This is a genomic window from uncultured Arcobacter sp., from assembly GCF_937982575.1.
Lineage (GTDB): Bacteria > Campylobacterota > Campylobacteria > Campylobacterales > Arcobacteraceae > Arcobacter.
The window spans coordinates 218725-236434 of the sequence record NZ_CALJLR010000028.1; the positions used below are offsets into that span (position 1 = coordinate 218725).

Sequence of the window (17710 nt, forward strand, 5' to 3'; positions counted from 1 at the left end):
TTATATTCCTTGAAGTAGAATCTGCCAAATATATTCCACTTCTTCATCATCTAAATAAATAAGAGATTTCTCTTTAAATAGTTCATCTATTTTATGAAATTCAAACTTTTTTGAGTAGGTACAGTTTGGATGAACTGGATGAAAACTTCTTACAAGTGAGATTTCATTTTCTATTTTTTTCTCGCAAAGCAGACAAACATATTCACTATGAAGTCTTCCTTCTTCTTCTAGTAGTTTTATATAAATTTCACAAATAGCTCTTTTGGCATTTTGTTTTATAAGTTTATGGGCTAGTTCTTCAAGTAAGTTAAAATAAAAGCCATCTATTGTTTCTACATCTTTTAAGTGAGGATAAAAAAGCTTTAAAAATCTTTGCCAACAGTAGAGTTTCTCTTTTTCAAAAATCCAATTAAAACCTATTTGAATAACATCTTTAAGTCTAGGCATTGTACTTTTATGATTTGATTCTAATTCAAAGTCAATTTTATAGCCCACATTTACATTGGAGTGCCTTCCTCCATAAAATCTATAGGTAGTATAGATATTTTCATCTGTTAAAATTGTAACAATTAAATCATCATCTCTAACAGACTTTATATCAATAATATAACCTTGCATCTACTCTTTTAGACTCTTCATATCTATAATTTCATCAATTATCTCTTGAGCTTCTTCTTCATCAATCTCACCAGCTTCTATATCATCAATAAGATCTTGAAACTCTTTTCTCATCTCTTGCATATATTTTATCTCTTCTTTTGTCTCATCATCGCTTTTTTTAGAAGCAACTAGTTCAAAAAGTTCATCTAAATAATCTTCAACATCAGGTATTACTTCATTGTGTACTAGATTTAAAAGTTTTTCTTGTGTAGTCATATCTTTCCCTATTTAAATTTAAAAAATTATAACAAAAATTATAATACTTTTACCTGAAAATTCAAATGATAAGTTTTTGCTATTTAGTGGTATTTTAGATGATTTTATGGTATATTATATACACTAATTATATATTTTTAGAAATGAAGGAACATGATGTTTTTTGGTAATAGTAAAGAAAAAGATAAAGAGATAGCTAAATTAAAAGCTAGGGTTGAAGAACTAGAAGCTCAAAATAGAAGTGAGGATGTTTTACTTGAAGAGATTAGTGAAGTTTTATTAAAATTTGAAAAAGGATTTTATGGGATTTTTGTTAAAGGAGATAGTAAGAATAATCATTTAAATCAAATAAAAGATAATTTAAATAATGCACTTGTAAACAATGCAAATTTGGCAGATAGAGGTATTCAAACACTGATTGAATATGGAAATGCAAATTTTGAACATAATGTAGATACAAATGATTTAAGTGGGAAAATGGGTTCTGTTATTCTTGGTATTAGAGCATTAGGAAGTAGTATTTCTGAACTTTTAGCCCTATTGGATATGACTTCTGAGGAGTTACATAATGAAATGGTAGAGTTATCAAATGCTTCAAATTCATTGGCAACTGCATCAAATCAACAAGCTGCAAGTTTAGAAGAGACAGCAGCTGCTCTAGAAGAAGTTACAAGTACGGTCATAAGTACAAGTGAAAATACTGCAAAGATGGAAAAACTTTCTCAAACAGTTAATCAATCAGTTAAAAAAGGTCAAGATCTTGCAAATAATACATTTACGTCAATGGATAATATAAATAATGAAGTTAGTTTAATAGAAGATGCAACGTCAATGATTGACCAGATTGCTTTTCAAACAAATATTTTATCTCTTAATGCGGCTGTTGAAGCAGCAACAGCTGGAGAAGCTGGAAAAGGCTTTGCTGTAGTTGCTGCAGAAGTTCGTAACTTAGCAACACGAAGTGCAGATGCTGCAAAAGAGATTACCTCAATAGTTCATAAAGCAAAAGAGAGAGCTTCTGAAGGAAAACAGACTGCACAGAGTATGATAGATGGTTATAGTGTATTAAATGAAAATATCTCTAGCCAACTTAGTATTATTCAAGAAGTTTCAGCTGCTAGTAAAGAACAGCAGCAAGCAATAGAACAAATTAATGATTCAATAAATGAATTAGACCAAACAACACAGCAAAATGCAGCATCAGCAGCTCAAATTAGTTCACAAAGTCAACATATTGAGACACTTTCTCAGAACTTAGTTAATGTGGTTAATAAAACTACTTATATAAAAAAGGCAAGGGAACAAGTTAAAGATATAGAGTTAATGTTTACATTAAATAGATTAAAACTTGACCATATCAATTTTAAAGATACAAACTATAAACAACTAGATTCAAAAACAATTTGGAAAGTTAAATCAGAAAAAGAGTGTAACCTAGGAAAATGGATACTTGAACAAGAAAATACAGATAAAGAGTACACAAAAACAGAAAACTGGGCACATCTAAAAGAGGTTCATTATCAAGTACATAATGGAGTACAAAGAGTTATTGAAGATAATGCAAATGGAGATGTTAAAGATATGTTAAGTACCTCATTAGAGATAGATAAAGCGATTTCAGATGTATTTTGGACAATCCAAAAAACAAAAAGAGAAAATAATAAGTAAACAATAGTTACTACTTATAGAATAATTGGAATAAACAATATTACTTGTTTGTTTCATAATTATTCTTATGGTATGATTCTGCATAGATTACAATAAAGGAAAATTTTGATGGCTGTGTTTGAAAATGTAAAAATAGCTAAAAAAGCAAATATTTTATATGAAGGTCATGTTACAAGTAGAGCAATTGAGTTTGAAGATGGAACAAAAAAGACTTTAGGTGTTATGTTACCTGGAGAGTACGAATTTACTACTATTCACGAAGAAATTCTTGATATACAATCAGGGGAATTAGAAGTATTATTACCAGCACAAGACTGGAAAAAAATTGTTTCTCCTCAAAGTTTTTCAGTTCCTGCAAACTCTAGATTTAAATTAAAAGTAGTTTCACTAGTTGATTACTGCTGTTCATTTATAAAACATTAAGATAGAACTTAGTTTCTATCTTAACTTATCTGTAAAAGCTTATACCCTACACCTCTTAGATTTAAAACCATTCCATTTTTTAGTTTTGTTCTAAGTTTATGAACTATTGTTCTCATACTAACTGATTCCATCTCTTTACTATCCCAGACATATTCATGAATCATATCTAAAGTTACTGTTTTATTTATGTTTTTAACTAAAAGTGATAATAGAAGTTTCTCTTTTATAGTTAGTTCTATTTCATGACCATGTTTATATAAAGTTTGATTAATCAAATCAAAACTGTACTCATATCCTAAATCAATACTAAGATTTACATCACTGCTTTGAGTTATGTGGTTTAGATGATATTTTATTCTTAAAAATAGTTCTTCAAAATCAAAGGGCTTTTTTATATAATCGTTACAACCAAACTCAAAAGAGTTTTTGATATTTTCTATATCTATTTCAGCACTTATCATGATAACTGGGGTGTTAGTATTATCTTTTCGTATGGTTTTTAGTATTTCATGTCCATTAAATCCAGGAACATTTAGGTCTAAGATATAAAGATCATACTTGTTGTTTATTATTCGTGTGGCAGCTTCATATCCATCACTACAGTTTTCCACAAAAAAACCTCTATTTTCTAAAGAGAGTCTTATGATTTTATTTAGTGAAAAATCATCTTCAAGTAAAAATATTTTCATTTTATGACTCTTTATTTATTAGATTTTTTGGGAATATATATCTAAATGTTGTATATTCATTTGACTCTATTTCTACTTCTATTTTATAGCTATCACAGATAGATTTTACAATATTTAATCCAAGACCAAGACCTATGTTTTTTACTTTTTCTTGATAGTATTTTTCAAAAACTAAAGAGGTATCTTCTATCTTAATTCCTTCATTAATTATTTCTAAAAAGTACTCTCTTAATGAGATTGTTAAAGTAGTATTTTCAAAAGAGTATTTTATAGCATTTGAAATTGTGTTATCAACAACTCTTTCTAACTCATACTCATCCATCAAAACTTCAAATTCTGAATCTATCTCTAAATCTATAATTATATTTTTTGTTTTTGCAATCTCATCAAAAAATATTATTCTAGAAGATAAAAAGTTTACAAGGTTTATGGCTTTTATATGTTTTTGGATATTCTCTTTTTTTGTTAAATAGTATAGGTCGTTATATATTGATGAGAGAGATTTTGAAGATGCTTTTATAGCTTCAAATTGCTCTTTAGGTCCTAATTCTCTCTCTAAATTATCTACATTTAGTGATATAACACTTAGTGGTGTATTCATCTCATGGATTATTTTTTTAAGAAAAAAGTCTTGTTGTTCTACAAGATTTAAAATCATTTGATTGTTCTGAAATATTTTTAGCTGAGTTTTTATTCTTGCTATTACTTCTTCTTTTTTAAAAGGCTTCGTTATATAGTCAACTCCCCCTTGCTCAAAGGCTTTTACCTTTATTTCCACATCATCTATTGCACTTATAAAGATTATAGGTATACTTTTAAGTTTTTCATCTTTTTTAAATAGTTTACAAACTTCAAAGCCATCAATATTTGGCATTTTAATATCAAGTAAGATTAAATCAGGAGGATAGCTTTGTGACGATGTTAAAGCAAAGCTAGGATCTGTAGTAGCTCTTATATTATAATCATAACTTTTTAGTATATTATTTAAATAGTGAAGGTTTTCACTTTTATCATCAATGATTAATATTGTATATTTTTTATGCATTATTTAGCTCGTTTTATATTACTTTGTTGCTAAGATTATAGGATAAAAGATATAAAATCAAAATGAGGGTGCCTTTGAATCTAAAAAAACTCTTTATGTTACTTTTTATTTTAAATACTATTTCATTTATTAGTGTGGCAGTAGTTATTAATAAATATCAAAACTCTACTATAAAGCTAGAAGATGCTTATCAAATGCAGTACAAGTCACTTATTCTTGCCCATGAATTAAGACAAAGTAGCGATGACTTGACAAGAATGGCAAGAACTTATGTTATCACAGGCAACCAACGCTTTGAAGAGCAATATAAAAGAGTACTTGACATTAGAAATGGAACAGCAAATAGACCTAAAAGATATAATGGAATCTTTTGGGATTTTTATACTTTAGATAATACTACCCCTATCTTAGATGGAGAAAAAGTACCCTTAAGAGAGCTCATGAAAAGAGCAAATTTCCCAGAGTCAGAGTTAAATTTGCTTTTTGCTTCACAAAATGAATCAGATGATTTGACAAAATTAGAACATAAAGCTATGAATGCAGTAAAAGGAATATTTCAAGATGACAAGGGAGAATTTACCATAAAGGGTAAACCTGATTTTAAATTAGCGAGAGAACTTATGCATTCCCCTGATTATCATAAAGCTAAAATAAGAATTATGGAACCCCTTGACAACTTTTACAAAGCCTTTGAAAGTAGAACACAAGAGAAGGTAAATGAAGCAAGAAAGATGGTAAAAGAACAAGAATTTTATGTAAATGTGATAGTTCTTTTTTCTGTAATATTTTTCTTGATGTCATTTTTTATCATATTGTTTAGAATTGTATATCCAATAGATTTATTAAGAGTTGCTATGCTTAGACTATCGTCAAACGATATGAGTGTAGAACTAGAAAAAAATAAGTACGAAGATGAAGTTGGAGATATGATTGGTGCCGTCTCTATTTTTAAAGATAATACAGAAAAACTAATCAAAAGTGAACATCAACTAAAACTTGCGATGGAAGATGCAAAAAGTGCAAATAGAGCAAAATCAATATTCTTAGCTCGTATGAGTCATGAACTGAGAACTCCGCTTAATGCCATACTTGGATTTTCAAATATTCTAAAAAAATCCATGAATGCAAACCAAGAAGAAAAAAACAATCTAAATATCATAAAAAGAAGTGGAGAACACCTTTTAAACATCATAAATGAGATTTTAGAGTTATCAAAAATAGAGGCTGGAAAAATAGAGATTATGCCAAAGGTCTTTAATCTAAAAGAGCTTATAGAAGATATTAACTCAATTTTTGCTTTTAGATGTAAAGAAAAGGGATTAGAGTTTAAAATTATACTAGATGATAATTTACCCCAAATAGTCAAAATGGATGATTTGAGACTAAGACAGATACTGATAAATCTTTTAAGTAATAGTTTAAAGTTTACAAATAAAGGAGAAATCTCTTTATATTTATATGAAAAAAGCCATAAGCTATTTTTTGAGATAAAAGATAGTGGTATAGGAATAGAAAATAAAGATTTAAAAAAGATATTTAGGCCATTTGAGCAGATAAAACATGATGATTATAATAAAAATGGAACAGGATTAGGACTCTCTATTACAAAAGAGTTAATAAACTTGATGAATGGTTCTATTTATGTAAAAAGTAAAGTAGATATAGGAACAGAGTTCTATTTTAGTGTTGATTATAAAAGTGCACAAAAAAGTGAAATTTTAGTTCAAACAAATGTAAGAGATATCATAGGTATAGAAAAAATATCAGAAAAAAAATCTATACTAGTAGTTGATGATATAGAAGTAAATAGGAATTTAATGACCCAAATATTAAGCTCTTATGGTTTTGAAGTATTTCAAGCAAGTAGCGGTTATGAGGCAATTGAAATATTTGAAAAAATGAATTTAAATCTTATATTTATGGATATAAAAATGAGTGGTATTGATGGGCTAGAAACTATAAAAATAATAAGAGAAACAAACAAAGATATACTAATAGTAGCAGTCTCAGCAAATGTATTTAATGAAGATAAACAAACAGCTCTTAGAAGTGGAGCAGATAATTTTTTAGCAAAACCTATTAATGAAAAAGAGTTATTGATAGTTCTTTCAGAGTATTTTAACTTGAAACTAAAATTTATGAAAAGTGATAAAGATGAGATTGATATCTTTGAAAGATTAGCAAAGCTTGATAAAGAGTTTTATACAAGCTTAAATGAGTTTGCTTTACTAATGGATTCAAATAGTATCAAAGACCTTTTGTCAAATAGTAATTTAGATGAAGATTTAAAAACTTACTTCAAAAATCTAGTTGAAAACTTCAAATATAAAGAGATAAATGAAATCTGTATAAAAAATATACAGTAATTTTTAAAAGTTCTTTTTAAAACAACACTTAAACAACACTTCTATTTTATACTTCTTCTTAGTAGTCATAAAGACTAAAATTAAAGGAGAATTAATGAAAAGTAGATTCACAAAAGTTTTAGCTGCATCAGCAATTGTAACTATGAGTATGATAGCTCAAGCTGCTGATACTATCAAAGTTGGTGTTTTACACTCACTTTCTGGAACAATGGCAATTTCAGAAACAACACTTAAAGATACAGTTTTAATGTTGATTGATGAGCAAAATAAAAAAGGTGGAGTTTTAGGTAAAAAACTTGAAGCTGTTGTAGTTGACCCTGCATCAAACTGGCCTTTATTTGCTGAAAAAATGAGAGGTCTTTTAACAAAAGATAAAGTTGATGTTACATTTGGTTGTTGGACATCAGTTTCTAGAAAATCTGTTCTTCCAGTTGTTGAAGAGTTAAATGGTTTACTATTTTACCCTGTACAATATGAGGGTGAAGAGTCTAGTAAAAATGTATTTTATACAGGTGCTGCGCCTAACCAACAAGCAATCCCTGCAGTTGATTATTTAATGAATGATATGGGTGTTAAAAGATGGGTACTAGCAGGTACTGATTATGTATATCCAAGAACAACAAACAAAATCTTAGAAGCATATTTAAAAGCAAAAGGTGTTGCTGCATCTGACATTATGATTAACTATACTCCATTTGGTCACTCTGATTGGCAATCAATTGTATCTGACATCAAAAAATTTGGATCAGCTGGTAAAAAAACAGCAGTAGTTTCAACTATCAATGGTGATGCAAACGTTCCTTTTTATAAAGAGTTAGGTAACCAAGGTATTTCATCTTCGTCTATTCCAGTTATTGCATTCTCTGTTGGAGAAGAAGAACTTTCAGGACTTGATACTAAACCTCTAGTTGGACACTTAGCTGCATGGAACTACTTCCAAAGTGCTGAATCAGAACTAAATGATGAATTTATTTCTTCTTGGAAAAAATATATCAAAAATGATAAAAGAGTTACAAATGACCCAATGGAAGCTACATATATTGGATTTAACTTATGGGTAAAAGCTGTTGAAAAAGCTGGTACTACAAATGTTGATAAAGTAGGTGATGCGATTATTGGTCTTTCTGTTCCTAACCTTACAGGTGGAACTGCGACTATGCTTAAAAACCACCATATTACAAAACCAGTTCTTATTGGAGAGATTCAAGAAGATGGTCAGTTTGAAACTGTATGGTCTACTGAAGGTGATGTTGCTGGAGATGCTTGGTCTGACTTTCTACCAGGAAGTAAAGATTTAATCTCTGATTGGACAAAACCAGTTAATTGCGGAAGCTATAACACAAAAACAAAAATGTGTGTAGGTGCAAAATAATTAAAATATGAGAGGAAACTCTCATATTTTATACTTCACAATTTATGAAAGGTAACCATGAAAATATTTAAAATAATATTGCTTAATTTATTAATTCTAACATCGTTAGTTGCTTCAAATCTTCAAACTGACTCACAAGAACTCTTATCAAACAGTTTTTCTAAAAAAGAGAAAGCTATTTTAAACTTAACTAAAAACTATAAAGATAATGAGAAGTTAGAAGTTTTATTACAAAAACTTTTAGGTGGAGATTTATACTATACAAAAAGTGATAAAAGAGTAGTCTTTTTAAAAGAGAAAAAAGCTAAAGAGTATTTAACAGTTGATGTTTTTACAAATAATCAGTTAGAAATAGCTTCAAAATATGATTTTAAAAAAGTAAAAATCAATAATAAATTAAGAAATATTATAAAAGCTTCATTGGCGAAAATAAATCTATTTTCAAGAAATGAAGATAAAAGATTAAGTTCAGCAAAGAACTTGTTAAAGTATTTAAAAATAGAGGACAAAGAGCTTATTGTAGAGGCTTTAGAAAGTGAAAAGTCTTCTAATGTAAGAGATGTGCTAGATGAAGCAAATACTATTTTAATAGCCAAGTATGGAAGTGATAAAGAAAAGTATGAAGCAGTTGATAAATTAGGAAGCTTCATATCTTCTAAGACACTTGTAACTTTAAAAGATGTTCTCAAAAATAGTAAAGATGAAAAACTAAAAGAGATAGCAAAAAGCTCTCTTGATATAGTTGAACTTAAAAAAAGTTTTTACTCTTTTGTAGAAACAGCATTTTTTGGACTTAGTATGGGGTCAGTTTTACTTTTAGCTGCTATTGGACTTGCTATTACCTTTGGTGTTATGAAAGTAATTAATATGGCACATGGTGAACTTATTATGATAGGTGCTTATACCACATATACAATTCAGCAACTAATGCCAGGCTTGATAGAGTACTCTGTAATTATTGCGATACCTGCTGCTTTTGTTGTAAGTGGAATTGTGGGAATTTTAATTGAAAGATTAGTTATAAGACATCTATATGGAAGACCACTTGAAACACTACTTGCTACTTTTGGGGTAAGTCTGATTTTACAACAGTTAGTGAGAACAATATATTCACCCCTTAATCAAGAGGTAAAAACTCCTTCATGGATGAGTGGCGCATGGGAAGTTAATAGTGCCTTGTTTCTTACCTACAACAGATTGTATATAGTTGTATTTTCAGTGATGGTATTTTTAGCAATTCTTTATGTTATGAAAAAGACTTCACTTGGATTAAAAGTGAGAGCTGTTTCACAAAACAGACCAATTGCTCGTGCTATGGGAATAAAGTCAAGCTTTATTGATGCAGCAACTTTTGGTATAGGTTCTGGAATAGCTGGTGTTGCTGGTGTTGCTTTATCGCAACTTACAAATGTAGGACCAAACTTAGGACAAGCATATATTGTAGATAGTTTTATGGTGGTTGTATTTGGTGGAGTTGGAAATCTATGGGGAACTTTAATAGCAGCACTTACACTTGGTGAAATTAACAAATTTATTGAACCAATATCAGGAGCTGTACTAGCTAAAGTTATTATCTTAGTATTTATTATTTTATTTATACAAAAAAGACCTAGAGGATTATTTCCTCAAAAAGGTCGAGATGCACAGGATTAGAAGATGAGAAAAGAATCAATAATTTTTAAAATTTTACAAAATGACAAGGGTGGAAAAATAGTACTTTCAACTCTTGCAATTGTAGTATTTGTAGTATCATTTTGTAACTTATTTGTTCCTAGTGATTCAGTGTTTTATATCTCAACTTTTACGGTTACTATTTTAGGTAAGTATTTAGCCTTTGCACTTTTAGCACTTGCTTTAGATTTAGTCTGGGGATATTTAGGTGTTTTAAGTCTTGGTCATGGAGCATTTTTTGCTCTTGGTGGATATGGACTTGCCATGTACCTTATGAGACAAATTGGTGATAGAGGAGTTTATGGAAATCCTGATTTACCTGATTTTATGGTATTTATGAATCTAAAAGAGTTGCCATGGTTTTGGTATGGATTTGATAATCCTTTATTTACATTTATTATGGTTATGCTCATCCCTGCAATCCTAGCTTTTGTATTTGGTTGGTTTGCTTTTAAGTCAAGAGTTACAGGAGTTTACCTTTCAATCATAACTCAAGCTATGACTTATGCTCTTATGTTAGCATTTTTTAGAAATGACATGGGCTTTGGTGGAAATAATGGTTTGACAGATTTTAAAGATATTTTAGGATTTGATTTACAAGCTGATTCTACAAGAGTAGGGCTTTTGATTATTACCTTCTTAGCTTTAGTTTTAGGATATTTGATTTGTAGATTTATTATAAACTCTAGACTTGGTCGTGTGGTTATATCTATAAGAGATGCAGAAAGTCGGGTGAGATTCTTAGGATATAAAGTAGAACAGTACAAAGTATTTATTTTCGTAGTTTCAGCAATACTTGCAGGAATAGCAGGGGCACTTTATGTTCCACAAGTGGGAATCATAAATCCAGGAGTTTTTTCACCACTATTTTCTATTGAGCTTGTTATTTGGGTAGCAATAGGTGGACGGGGAACTCTATATGGAGCAATCATTGGAGCAATCATTGTAAATTTTGCAAGTACATATTTTACATCTGCTCTTCCAGAAGTTTGGTTATATGCCTTAGGTGGATTGTTTGTATTAGTAACTCTTTATCTTCCACAAGGTGTAGTTGGGCTTATCAGTAAAATCAACGCAAGACTTGGAAAGGCTAAATAATGAAACTATTAAGACATGAAAATGAACAAAATATTGGTAATCTTAAAATTGGAGATAGAATATTATTAGTTGATGGTGTTAGTGTTAGTTTTGATGGGTTTAAAGCCTTAAATAATCTAAGTTTTTCAATCAATTATGGAGAACTAAGATGTATCATTGGTGCAAATGGTGCAGGAAAGTCAACTATGATGGATGTAGTAACTGGAAAAACTACTCCTGATGAAGGGGAAGTGATTTTTGGTGAAGCTGTTAATTTACTTGAATTAGATGAACCATCAATTTCAGAAATAGGTATTGGAAGAAAATTTCAAAAGCCAACAGTTTTTCAAAATCATTCAGTTTTTGAAAACCTAGAACTTGCCATGAAAGATGACAAAAGATTTTTCAAAACACTTTTTTCAAAACTTAGAAGTGAACAAAAAGATAAAATAGAAGAGACTATGAAACTAATTGGTCTAAAAGAGCTTTACAATATGGACGCAGGTATCTTGTCACACGGTCAAAAACAGTGGTTAGAAATTGGTATGCTTATCATGCAAGAGCCAAAACTACTATTAGTAGATGAGCCAGTTGCTGGAATGACACCACAAGAGGTGGAAAAAACAGCAGAGATTCTGACAAGTTTATCAAAAGAGAATGCAGTAGTTGTAGTTGAACATGATATGGAGTTTATACGAAGTATTGCTTCAAAAGTAACTGTGTTACATGAGGGTTCAGTTTTAGCAGAAGGTAATATGGATGCCATACAGAACAACGAGAAAGTTCGAAAAGTATATCTAGGAGAATAAAAATTCAAATTATGTCACTATTGCGGCGTTAAAGATTTCTCATTTACTAATAGTAAACTTCAAAATCTTTGCCTTGTACTAGCAACATACTTTGAATTTTTTGGGAAATTGAAGGGAAAATTATGTTAAAGATAGAAAAAATAAATCAATTTTATGGACAAAGTCATACCTTATGGGATTTGGACTTGGAGATTAAAAAGGGACGATGTACTTGTCTTATGGGAAGAAATGGTGTGGGTAAAACAACACTTAGTAAAGTAATCATGGGCTTACTTCCAATCAAAGATGGAAAAATCATCTATGAGGGGCAAGATATTTCAAAATTAGCTGACCACAAACGTGCAAGTATTGCTATAGGTTATGTTCCCCAAGGAAGAGAGATATTTTCACAACTGAGCGTCCTAGAAAACTTACAAATTGGAGTTTTGGCAAATAGAAATAAAATCTCAAAAGTTCCAGAAAAGATATATGAACTTTTCCCAGTATTAAAAGATATGCAAAAAAGAAAAGGTGGAGATTTATCAGGTGGACAGCAACAACAACTTGCAATCGCAAGAGCACTATGTATTGATCCAAAGTTTTTGATTCTTGATGAACCAAGTGAAGGGATACAGCCAAATATAGTAGCTCAAATTGGTGAAGTAATTGATTATCTTACAAAAGAAGAAGATATGACAGTTTTACTTGTGGAACAAAAGTTGCCATTTGCAAGACGACATGGGGATGATTTTTATGTTGTAGATAGGGGAAGTGTAGTTGCCCAAGGAGAGATTTCACAGTTAAGCGATGATATAATAAAACAACATTTATCAGTATAACTAGGAAAAATATGAGTATTAAGTTTAAGTTTGAAAATGAGAAGTTCTCTTTAGATAAATTGGAACTTCCCTCAAGACACTATTATTTTCAAAATGAAGAAAACTATATAAAACTTCTTAATATTGGGGAAGGTCTTTTCCCCAAAGATAAAATTCGAACATCTTTTAAACTTAATAACTCAAAGCTAATATTAACAACAGAATCAGCTACAAAAATCTATCCATCAAAAAAAGAGTATGGAATTCAAAAAATTGATATTACTTTAGAAAACAGTTCAAATTTAGAGTTTCTAAATGATGAACTTATCTTATACAAAGACTCAAAATATATTCAACTATTTAATTTGAAGTATGATGATAGTTCAACATTCTTTTATACAGATATTTTGAGTCGTGGAAGAAGTTTTGAAGATTTTGATTTTTCAAATATGCTGATTAAAAATAGTTTTATTTGTGATAAAAAACTTGAATATATAGAAAAGTTTGATGTATGTGGCAATGAATTAAAAGATTATATGCAAAGAAAAGATAGTCAGAATTTTATCTTTGCAAAGATATATATAAAAACAAAAGAAAATGAAAATTTTATAAAAAATATACAGCAAAATGGCTTTGAGTCTTTTACTTTTAGTCATAATAAAAAAATCATAATTGGAGTAATTAGTTCCAATAATATGTCAAACTTGAAAAAGAAAGTTATGCATATTTGGGAAATTTATAGAAAAGATTTAAATAAAGAAAAATTTAGTCTAGGAAAACAATAAATTAATTGGAGGTAAAAAGATGTTTCTAACAAATCGTGAACAAGAAAGATTGATGATTTATACAGCTTCAAAATTGGCACTTGAGCGAAAAGAAAAAGGTTTAAAGCTAAACTATCCAGAAGCTGTTGCAATTTTGAGTTCATACATTCTTGAAGGCGCAAGAGAAGGTAAAACTGTAGCACAACTTATGGTTGATGCTACGAAAGTTTTAGGTGAAGATGATGTTATGGATGGAATTGCTTCTATGATGCATATGGTTCAAATAGAAGCTACCTTTGATGATGGTACAAAACTTGTCACTGTTCACAATCCTATTACTACAAGTAAAAAAGCAAAAATAGAACCGGGTGAATATTTTGTAAATGAAGGTGAAATAGTTCTAAATGAAAACAAAGAACTTACCACAATACAAGTAGAAAACAGAGGTGATAGACCAGTACAAATTGGATCACACTATCACTTTTTTGAAGTTAATAAAGAACTTGCCTTTGATAGAGCACAAGCTTATGGCAAAAGACTTGATGTTCCAGCAGGAACTTCAGTGCGATTTGAGCCAGGTTCAATAAAAGAGATAAATCTAATAGATTTTAGTGGTAAAAGATATATGAGTGGATTTAATGGTTTAGTTGAAGGCTTTTTAGATGATGTTCCAACAAAAGAAAATGCCATGAAAAATTTAGAAAAGTTCCTAGGAGTATAAGATGAAAATATCAAAAGAAAAATATGCTTCAATGTATGGACCAACGACTGGTGATAGATTTAGACTTGCTGATACATCTTTAATAGCTAAGATAGAAAAAGATTATACAACTTATGGAGAAGAGAGTAAGTTTGGTGGTGGTAAAACAGTAAGAGATGGAATGGCACAAAGTCCAACGGCTGTTGATGTTGCTGATTTGATTATTACAAATGCTGTTATTATTGATTATACAGGTATTTATAAAGCTGATATTGGTATCAAAGATGGTGTAATAATAGCTATTGGAAAATCTGGAAATCCAAATCTTTGTGATGGTATTACAGAAGGTTTAGAAATAGGAGCAAACACTGAAATACTATCAGCTGAAGGTAAAATTATAACTGCTGGTGGTATAGATTCACATATTCACTTTATAAGTCCTGGTCAAATTGATGTTGCACTAGCTAGTGGAGTTACTACTATGGTAGGTGGTGGAACTGGACCAAATACAGGAACAAATGCCACAACTTGTACCCCAGGGGAGTGGAATATAGGTAAGATGATACAAAGTGTTGATAACTTACCACTTAACTTTGGTTTTATGGGAAAAGGAAATAGTTCTTGTAAAGAGGCTTTAGAGGTTCAAATAAAAGCTGGAGCTATGGGACTAAAACTCCATGAGGATTGGGGAAGTACACCAAAAGCTATTGATACTTGTTTAAGTGTTGCTGATGAATATGATGTACAAGTTGCTATTCATACAGATACCTTAAATGAATCAGGCTTTGTTGATAATACAGTTGACTCTTTTAAAGATAGAACAATACATACCTTCCATAGTGAAGGAGCAGGTGGTGGACATGCACCTGATATTATGAAAGTGGCTGGACTAGCAAATATATTACCATCAAGTACTAATCCTACTTTGCCATATACAAAAAACACTATTGAAGAACATCTTGATATGCTCATGGTATGTCACCATTTAAGTCCAAAGATTCCTGAAGATGTAAGTTTTGCAGAGAGCAGAATTAGAGGTAAGACAATTGCAGCTGAAGATGTGTTACATGACTTGGGAGCTATTAGTATAACTAGTTCAGATTCACAAGCTATGGGAAGAGTAGGGGAAGTACTTACAAGAACTTGGCAAGTGGCAGACTCTATGAAAAAACAAAGAGGTGCTTTAGATGGAGATGATGAACTAAGTGATAATAATAGAATCAAAAGATATATCGCAAAATATACTATAAATCCTGCAATCGCTTGTGGAATAGATGAGTATGTAGGAAGTGTAGAAGTTGGTAAGATGGCTGACTTAGTTTTATGGAATAGAGCTTTCTTTGGGGTAAAACCTGAGATTATTATCAAAGGTGGATTTATAGCACTTAGTATGATGGGTGATTCAAATGCTTCAATTCCAACACCAGAACCAAATATGTATAGACCTATGTTTGGAAGTTTAGGAAAAGCAAGTGCAAAAACAAGTGCAATCTTTACTTCAAATATAGCAATTGAAGAAGGTATAAAAGATAAACTTGAAATCGATAAAGCTGTACTTGCTGTTAAAAATACAAGAAGTATAGGTAAAAAAGATATGAAGTTAAATGACTTTATTGGAGATATTGTAGTTAATCCAGAGACATATGACGTAACAGTTGATGGAGAGTTAATAGAATCAAACTATGTATCAACAGTACCAATGGCAAAAAAATATTTTATGTTCTAGGAAAGAGTATGATAAAAAAAGTTATAGAAATCAAGAAAGATATAAAAGCCAGTGATGAGGTTGAATTATCTTGGTTTGATATGCAAAAACCAAACCTAACTGCTGTTAGTAAAAGTGGAGTAAATTTTGTAGTAAAAGCAAAATTTACCCATCTACATGAAAATGATATTTTAGTTTGTGAAGACGACTATTCTATAAAAGTAAAACGAAGTGCTGATGAAGTTTTTGTTTTAGAGTTTTCAGATGCTCTAATTTTTGCAAAAACTGCATATGAAATAGGGAATCGACATCAACCTGTGATGATAGAAGAGTTTAAAATAACTATTTTAGACGATATTTCTTTAGGTGATATTATAAAAGATTGTTATGCAAATAAAGATATAAATATAGAAAAAACAAAAGGGTATTTTAAGCCAAATGGTAAAGCACACCACTCACACTAGTCTTAAATCACTAAGTAGATTTATACAAATACTTGATGGAACTTTTCCCTCTGGAATGTTTGTGCACTCTTTTGGACTTGAACCTCATATTGTTAAAGAGGTAGTTTATGATGAAAAGAGTTTAAAAATCTATTTGAAAAATCTAATTATAGACCAATACTCTAAAATGGAGTTTGTATATATTAAAAAAGTATATGAAGCTTTAGAAAAAGATAAATTAAATTTAATAAAAAAGCTTGATAATGAATATGGGGCATATCTAACTTTTGAGTATGCAAAAGCTTCTAAAGATATAGGTGAAAACTATTTTGTACAAATAAAAAGTTTAGCCTCAAAAGATATAGTAATAAAATATTTCAAGGAAATTGAAAATAAAACTTGTGAAGCAAATGAAATAATAGTTTTAAGTGCATTAGCTTATGATTTAGATATTTGTATGGAAGATTTTATTGTGATGTGGACGAAAAAGAACCTTATAAACATAGCAGCAACAACACTTAAAATATCAAGAATAAAACCCTCTCAAATACAACAAATGCTATTTGAATTTGATGAAATATTAGAGAATATTGTTTTTGAAAAAATTGATAAAAAAATCACAAACTTTAATCCACTTTTTGAAGAAATCATTTTTTCTCACAAGAATTTAGAACCAAAGATGTTTATAACGTAAAGGATAATTAAAAAATGAGTTTAAAAATAGGAATAGCAGGACCTGTAGGAAGTGGTAAAACTTCACTAATAGAGAGTCTTACAAATATATTAAAAGATAAATATTCACTTGCAATTGTGACAAATGATATATATACAACAGAAGATGCAAATTATCTTAAAAAAACACTTGACTTAGATGAAAATAGAATAATAGGTGTAGAAACAGGTGGTTGTCCTCACACAGCAATAAGAGATGATATCTCTATGAATCAAAAAGCTGTACGAGAACTTGAAGAAAAGTTTAATCCAGATATTACTTTTGTGGAGAGTGGTGGAGATAACCTTAGTGCAACTTTTTCTTATGAACTTGTTGATTATTATATGTATGTAATTGATGTGGCACAAGGGGCAGATATTCCACGTAAAAAAGGTGCAGGATTGCTTTTTTCTGATTTACTTGTAGTAAATAAAACTGACTTAGCACCATACGTAGGAGTTGATTTAGAGTTAATGAAAGATGATGTACAAAATAATAGAAAAAATAAACCTTCTGTTTTTATATCTAATAAAGAAGAAAAAAGTTTAAAACAACTTGCAACTTGGATTGAAGCACTAATATAATCTAAATTA

18 protein-coding genes are annotated in these 17710 nt (G+C 29.9%); 14 read left to right on the plus strand and 4 right to left on the minus strand.

Translation table 11 applies throughout. The features are described 5' to 3' along the window. Together recO and Q0617_RS14260 are read right to left on the minus strand one after the other, a co-directional pair. Nucleotides 1-618 carry a recombination protein RecO gene (recO, locus tag Q0617_RS14255; protein WP_298754225.1) on the minus strand — a complete coding sequence of 206 codons (618 nt, stop codon included), beginning with the start codon at nt 616-618 and terminating at the stop codon, nt 1-3. Beyond that, nucleotides 619-876, minus strand: a complete 258-nt coding sequence (locus Q0617_RS14260; protein WP_298754227.1) for a hypothetical protein — start codon at nt 874-876, stop codon at nt 619-621. It abuts the gene before it with no gap. Between the two features lie 156 nt (nt 877-1032). Here Q0617_RS14260 and Q0617_RS14265 point away from each other — a divergent pair, with 156 nt between their 5' ends. Both Q0617_RS14265 and Q0617_RS14270 read left to right on the plus strand, forming a co-directional pair. Beyond that, entirely contained in the window at nt 1033-2544 is a 1512-nt protein-coding gene (locus Q0617_RS14265) for a methyl-accepting chemotaxis protein (RefSeq protein WP_298754228.1), read from the plus strand. Nucleotides 2545-2652: 108 nt separating this feature from the next. Continuing rightward, the gene (locus Q0617_RS14270) at nt 2653-2967 is read left to right on the plus strand and encodes a pyrimidine/purine nucleoside phosphorylase (RefSeq protein WP_298754230.1); all 315 of its coding nucleotides are present in this window, start codon (nt 2653-2655) and stop codon (nt 2965-2967) included. 20 nt (nt 2968-2987) lie between these two features. Here the strand turns inward: Q0617_RS14270 and Q0617_RS14275 are convergent, their stop codons facing one another. Then, complete coding sequence (locus Q0617_RS14275; protein WP_298754233.1) at nt 2988-3656, minus strand: response regulator transcription factor; 669 nt, start codon at nt 3654-3656, stop codon at nt 2988-2990. Between the two features lies 1 nt (nt 3657). Beyond that, the gene (locus tag Q0617_RS14280) at nt 3658-4701 is read right to left on the minus strand and encodes a hybrid sensor histidine kinase/response regulator (protein ID WP_298754234.1); all 1044 of its coding nucleotides are present in this window, start codon (nt 4699-4701) and stop codon (nt 3658-3660) included. Nucleotides 4702-4769: 68 nt separating this feature from the next. Between Q0617_RS14280 and Q0617_RS14285 the strand changes: the two genes are divergently transcribed. From Q0617_RS14285 to ureG, 12 genes are all read left to right on the plus strand, one after another. Beyond that, complete coding sequence (locus Q0617_RS14285) at nt 4770-7067, plus strand: response regulator (protein ID WP_298754798.1); 2298 nt, start codon at nt 4770-4772, stop codon at nt 7065-7067. Nucleotides 7068-7161: 94 nt separating this feature from the next. After that, on the plus strand, nt 7162-8439 hold the full coding sequence (gene urtA / locus Q0617_RS14290) for an urea ABC transporter substrate-binding protein (protein WP_298754235.1): 1278 nt from the start codon (nt 7162-7164) through the stop codon (nt 8437-8439). A gap of 57 nt (nt 8440-8496) precedes the next feature. Then, entirely contained in the window at nt 8497-10092 is a 1596-nt protein-coding gene (gene urtB, locus Q0617_RS14295) for an urea ABC transporter permease subunit UrtB (RefSeq protein WP_298754237.1), read from the plus strand. A gap of 3 nt (nt 10093-10095) precedes the next feature. Further along, a complete protein-coding gene (gene urtC, locus Q0617_RS14300; RefSeq protein WP_298754239.1) occupies nt 10096-11208 on the plus strand; it encodes an urea ABC transporter permease subunit UrtC in 1113 nt (370 codons plus the stop codon). After that, complete coding sequence (urtD, locus tag Q0617_RS14305; protein ID WP_298754241.1) at nt 11208-11996, plus strand: urea ABC transporter ATP-binding protein UrtD; 789 nt, start codon at nt 11208-11210, stop codon at nt 11994-11996. The genes urtC and urtD overlap by 1 nt, the downstream gene beginning before the upstream one ends. Before the next feature lie 122 nt (nt 11997-12118). After that, on the plus strand, nt 12119-12814 hold the full coding sequence (gene urtE / locus Q0617_RS14310) for an urea ABC transporter ATP-binding subunit UrtE (protein ID WP_298754243.1): 696 nt from the start codon (nt 12119-12121) through the stop codon (nt 12812-12814). 11 nt (nt 12815-12825) lie between these two features. Next, nucleotides 12826-13578: an urease accessory protein UreD gene (locus Q0617_RS14315; RefSeq protein ID WP_298754245.1), complete on the plus strand. Its 753-nt coding sequence runs from the start codon at nt 12826-12828 to the stop codon at nt 13576-13578. Between the two features lie 19 nt (nt 13579-13597). Beyond that, complete coding sequence (locus Q0617_RS14320) at nt 13598-14278, plus strand: urease subunit gamma (RefSeq protein WP_298754247.1); 681 nt, start codon at nt 13598-13600, stop codon at nt 14276-14278. A 1-nt stretch (nt 14279) separates the two neighbouring features. Next, nucleotides 14280-15983: an urease subunit alpha gene (gene ureC, locus Q0617_RS14325; protein WP_298754250.1), complete on the plus strand. Its 1704-nt coding sequence runs from the start codon at nt 14280-14282 to the stop codon at nt 15981-15983. An 8-nt stretch (nt 15984-15991) separates the two neighbouring features. Continuing rightward, on the plus strand, nt 15992-16426 hold the full coding sequence (locus Q0617_RS14330; RefSeq protein WP_298754251.1) for an urease accessory protein UreE: 435 nt from the start codon (nt 15992-15994) through the stop codon (nt 16424-16426). Continuing rightward, nucleotides 16401-17099, plus strand: coding sequence for an urease accessory UreF family protein (locus tag Q0617_RS14335; RefSeq protein WP_298754253.1), 699 nt, complete (start codon nt 16401-16403; stop codon nt 17097-17099). The genes Q0617_RS14330 and Q0617_RS14335 overlap by 26 nt, the downstream gene beginning before the upstream one ends. Before the next feature lie 14 nt (nt 17100-17113). Beyond that, on the plus strand, nt 17114-17701 hold the full coding sequence (gene ureG / locus Q0617_RS14340; RefSeq protein ID WP_298754254.1) for an urease accessory protein UreG: 588 nt from the start codon (nt 17114-17116) through the stop codon (nt 17699-17701). Nucleotides 17702-17710: the final 9 nt, after the last annotated feature.

Bases quoted from the DNA above. Each gene is read 5' to 3' on its own strand.
- recO (WP_298754225.1), bottom strand. From the start codon at position 618: ATGCAAGGTTATATTATTGATATAAAGTCTGTTAGAGATGATGATTTA.
- Q0617_RS14260 (WP_298754227.1), bottom strand. From the start codon at position 876: ATGACTACACAAGAAAAACTTTTAAATCTAGTACACAATGAAGTAATA.
- Q0617_RS14265 (WP_298754228.1), top strand. From the start codon at position 1,033: ATGTTTTTTGGTAATAGTAAAGAAAAAGATAAAGAGATAGCTAAATTA.
- Q0617_RS14270 (WP_298754230.1), top strand. From the start codon at position 2,653: ATGGCTGTGTTTGAAAATGTAAAAATAGCTAAAAAAGCAAATATTTTA.
- Q0617_RS14275 (WP_298754233.1), bottom strand. From the start codon at position 3,656: ATGAAAATATTTTTACTTGAAGATGATTTTTCACTAAATAAAATCATA.
- Q0617_RS14280 (WP_298754234.1), bottom strand. From the start codon at position 4,701: ATGCATAAAAAATATACAATATTAATCATTGATGATAAAAGTGAAAAC.
- urtA (WP_298754235.1), top strand. From the start codon at position 7,162: ATGAAAAGTAGATTCACAAAAGTTTTAGCTGCATCAGCAATTGTAACT.
- urtB (WP_298754237.1), top strand. From the start codon at position 8,497: ATGAAAATATTTAAAATAATATTGCTTAATTTATTAATTCTAACATCG.
- urtC (WP_298754239.1), top strand. From the start codon at position 10,096: ATGAGAAAAGAATCAATAATTTTTAAAATTTTACAAAATGACAAGGGT.
- urtD (WP_298754241.1), top strand. From the start codon at position 11,208: ATGAAACTATTAAGACATGAAAATGAACAAAATATTGGTAATCTTAAA.
- urtE (WP_298754243.1), top strand. From the start codon at position 12,119: ATGTTAAAGATAGAAAAAATAAATCAATTTTATGGACAAAGTCATACC.
- Q0617_RS14315 (WP_298754245.1), top strand. From the start codon at position 12,826: ATGAGTATTAAGTTTAAGTTTGAAAATGAGAAGTTCTCTTTAGATAAA.
- Q0617_RS14320 (WP_298754247.1), top strand. From the start codon at position 13,598: ATGTTTCTAACAAATCGTGAACAAGAAAGATTGATGATTTATACAGCT.
- ureC (WP_298754250.1), top strand. From the start codon at position 14,280: ATGAAAATATCAAAAGAAAAATATGCTTCAATGTATGGACCAACGACT.
- Q0617_RS14330 (WP_298754251.1), top strand. From the start codon at position 15,992: ATGATAAAAAAAGTTATAGAAATCAAGAAAGATATAAAAGCCAGTGAT.
- Q0617_RS14335 (WP_298754253.1), top strand. From the start codon at position 16,401: ATGGTAAAGCACACCACTCACACTAGTCTTAAATCACTAAGTAGATTT.
- ureG (WP_298754254.1), top strand. From the start codon at position 17,114: ATGAGTTTAAAAATAGGAATAGCAGGACCTGTAGGAAGTGGTAAAACT.